Origin of the sequence: Desulfofundulus sp., from assembly GCF_049701015.1 — a bacterium.
Taxonomy (GTDB): Bacteria; Bacillota; Desulfotomaculia; order Desulfotomaculales; family Desulfovirgulaceae; genus Desulfofundulus.
This window is the reverse complement of sequence record NZ_JBNATZ010000266.1, coordinates 1-3,270: the sequence shown is the minus strand read 5'-3', so window position 1 is coordinate 3,270 and position 3,270 is coordinate 1. Positions and strand designations below refer to the sequence as shown.

At 61.0% G+C, this 3,270-nt stretch carries 5 protein-coding genes; all 5 read right to left on the bottom strand.

The window, feature by feature from the left end:
- On the bottom strand, positions 1–816 hold an 816-nt coding region (gene glyA, locus ACPLUI_RS12905), incomplete at its 3' end, for a serine hydroxymethyltransferase (protein WP_424660661.1).
- A 35-nt stretch (positions 817–851) separates the two neighbouring features.
- The gene (gene rpiB, locus ACPLUI_RS12900) at positions 852–1,319 is read right to left on the bottom strand and encodes a ribose 5-phosphate isomerase B (protein ID WP_424660660.1); all 468 of its coding nucleotides are present in this window, start codon (positions 1,317–1,319) and stop codon (positions 852–854) included.
- Positions 1,320–1,394: 75 nt separating this feature from the next.
- On the bottom strand, positions 1,395–2,012 hold the full coding sequence (locus tag ACPLUI_RS12895) for a low molecular weight protein arginine phosphatase (protein ID WP_424660659.1): 618 nt from the start codon (positions 2,010–2,012) through the stop codon (positions 1,395–1,397).
- Between the two features lie 30 nt (positions 2,013–2,042).
- Positions 2,043–2,576, bottom strand: coding sequence for a manganese efflux pump MntP family protein (locus ACPLUI_RS12890; protein WP_424660658.1), 534 nt, complete (start codon positions 2,574–2,576; stop codon positions 2,043–2,045).
- Positions 2,577–2,599: 23 nt separating this feature from the next.
- A partial coding sequence (locus ACPLUI_RS12885) for an L-threonylcarbamoyladenylate synthase (RefSeq protein ID WP_424660657.1) occupies positions 2,600–3,270 on the bottom strand: 671 nt, incomplete at its 5' end.

The following is a 3,270-nucleotide window of genomic DNA, read 5'->3' as shown; positions in this document are numbered from 1 at the left end:
TGCGACGGCCTTGGCGGCGATAACGTGCATCAGCGGCCCCCCCTGGATACCCGGGAAAACAGCCTTATCAATGGCCGCAGCATACCCGGCCCGGCACAAAATCATACCCCCCCGGGGGCCGCGCAGGGTTTTGTGGGTGGTAGTGGTCACCACATCCGCGTAAGGGACCGGGTTCATATGCTCCCCTGCGGCCACCAGCCCTGCGATGTGGGCCATGTCCACCATCAGGTAGGCGCCCACTTCCTCGGCAATTTCCTTAAACTTGTAAAAGTCAATGGCCCGGGGGTAGGCACTGGCCCCGGCCACGATGATCTTCGGCTTATGTTCAAAGGCCGCGGCAAAAACCTTCTCGTAGTCTATCAACCCCGTTTCCCTGTCCACCCCGTAAAAAGCCACCCGGAAGTATTTCCCGGACATGTTCAAGGGGCTGCCGTGGGTGAGGTGACCGCCGTGGGCGAGGTTCATACCCAGAATGGTGTCCCCCGGTTCCAGCAGCGCGAAATAAACGGCCATATTGGCCTGGGCTCCGGAATGGGGCTGCACATTGACATGTTCGGCACCGAAAAGCTCCCTGGCCCTTTTGATGGCCAGTTCTTCCGCAATATCCACATACTGGCAGCCGCCGTAATAACGCCGCCCGGGGTAACCTTCGGCGTACTTGTTGGTCAGCACCGAACCCTGGGCCTCCATCACCGCCCTGCTGGCGGCATTTTCCGAAGCGATCAGTTCCAGCGTGCTGCGCTGGCGGCCCAGCTCCAGTTCGATTGCCCGGGCGATTTCAGGATCTACCGCAGCTAGAGATTTGTTCATGTGCATTAAACAGTTTCCTCCCCCACGACATGCTCCGGCGGTTAACGGCCACCACGGTTACCGTATTTCTCCTCAATCCCGGCAATCTTGTCCACCCGCCGGGCGTGACGGCCGCCGGTAAATTCAGAAGCCAGCCATACCCTGACGATTTCCCGGGCCAGACCGGGGCCGATTACCCTCTGGCCCAGGGTCAATACATTGGCGTCGTTATGCTCCCGGGAAGCCCGGGCGGAAAAAGTATCGTGGCAAAGGGCTGCCCGGATGCCGGGCACTTTGTTGGCAGCAATAGCCATCCCGATACCCGTACCGCAGCAGAGTATGCCCCGCTGGTATTCCCCGGTCCGAACGGCCTCGGCTACCAGGAGGGCGAAATCGGGGTAATCCACGGATTCTTCAGAAAAGGTCCCGAAATCATGAAAGGGAATACCGTGTTCCTTGAGCAAAGAAATAATCTCTTCCTTCAAGCGAAAGCCACCGTGGTCGGCGGCCAGGGCAATCCGTAAGGACATCGCTCCCCTCCTCATTTCAAAAAGGAAATACAACCTGTATCTTTCTACAAAAAACGCTATTTTCCTGCTTAAAATTTAAGCGGGCTCCGGCCGTCCCCGTCCCTCGTCGTAGCCGCCCGCAGGCGGGGTTTCCCCTGGAGACTGTTGTGCAGGTGAGGGTCCTTTTGAATCCGGGTCCGCATTTCGCTCACCGGCAGGCGGGGTTTCTTCCGGTCCCGGGCCCGCATGGGGAGAACCGGCTTTTTCAGCGACCAGCCTGTCCAGGGCCAGGGAGATCAGGTAACGCAGTTCACCGGCACACTGGCGGTAGACATCCACCGGTCCGCCGAACGGGTCGGGTATGTCGCCACCCCTGCCGGCGTATTCGGACAGGGTAAAAATTTTGCCCGCCAGGTCCGGTGCCTGCTCCCGGATCAGCCGTTTGTGGCTTTCAGTCATGGTCAGCACCAGGTCGGCCTCTTCCAGGTCCCGGCGGGTAAGCAGGGTCGCCCTGTGGGATCGCAAGTCCAGGCCCATTTCTTCCATCACTTCCACGGCCTGGGGCGACGCTTCGCTGCCGGGCAGGGCAGCTATCCCCGCAGAGAAAACTTCAATTTCTCCCTGCAGCCCCCTCCTGGCCACCATGTCCCTGGCCAGGGCTTCCGCCATGCTGCTCCTGCAGGTGTTGCCGGTACACACGAACATTATTTTCATATCCCATCCTCCCGGTAAATATCAAAACGTTCACAACAGCAGCTTGAACCCGATACCCACCAGGATGAAACCGCCCAGAAGCCGCGCCTTCTCCCCGACCACACGCCCGAGACAGCGGCCCAGCACCAGCCCGGCCAGGGTCATGAGGCCGGCCACCAGCCCGAAAGTGAGGACGGTCAAAAGGAGCTGCGTTCTCAAAGTGCCGAGGGTGAAACCTACACTCAAGGCATCCATGCTTACGCTGGCTCCCAGAAAAAACAACCCCCAGTTGTTCAGCAGAACAATACGCGGTTCACCCTCGCCAAAGGCATCCCTGATCATGCGCAGGCCAAGGTAAAGGAGCAGCACCGACCCCGCTATGGTGGCCGCGCGGCCCAGCAGCCCACCCACCAGTTCCCCTGCTTCAAAGCCCAGCAGGGGCATGACAATATGGAAAAGGAGCACGGTCAAAGTTATGAGCAAGATCTGGAACCGTCTGACTCCGGTCATCCCGATACCCAGGCACATGGAAAAGGCATCGGTGCCCAGCGCCACCGCCAGCAAAAGCAAGGTCAAAATACTCACGCGGTTTCCTCCGGAAAACTTCTTCACACACGCTCAATCCGGCCGCCTGCAGCCCGCCGCAGGCGATTCATCACGGCCAGCCCCAACCCCCGGGGTTCAATACCTTCGGCCAGGATGATGTCCACACCCAGTTCATCAAAGCGGCGCAGGGCGGCAAAAAGGCGGGACGCTATGCCCGCGTGGTCCTGCCGCGGGCCGGCCACCACCACCCGGCCCTCCGTGTATTCGCCGGCCGTTTCAGCAGTGGCCAGAATACCCACCCGCCAGCCCCGGGACTGGTAATCTCCGGCGAGTTCCTTTACCCTGGCCACAACCCGCTCCGGCTCCCCCTCAACCAGCACCAGGGGGGCCCGGGGGGCGTAATGCCGGTACTTCATGCCCGGCGAACGGGGGCGGAAATCGCCCGTAAAAGAATGACCGGTCACCCCACCAATACCCGGGTCCACCCGCACCTCACCAATAACCTTTTCCAGTTCCTCGCGAGTTATACCCCCGGGACGCAGGATCACGGGTACACGGCCGGTGAGGTCCAGTACCGTCGACTCAAGACCCACCCCCGCGGGCCCCCCGTCCAGGATTAGTTCAACCAGGCCTTTCAGGTCCTGCCAGACATGCCGGGCCGTGGTCGGGCTGGGCCGGCCGGAAAGGTTGGCACTGGGCGCCGCCACCGGCACCCCCGCGGCTGCTATGAGGG

Coding starts and splice junctions, on each gene's coding strand:
- rpiB (WP_424660660.1), bottom strand. CDS start 1,319: ATGTCCTTACGGATTGCCCTGGCCGCCGACCACGGTGGCTTTCGCTTG.
- ACPLUI_RS12895 (WP_424660659.1), bottom strand. CDS start 2,012: ATGAAAATAATGTTCGTGTGTACCGGCAACACCTGCAGGAGCAGCATG.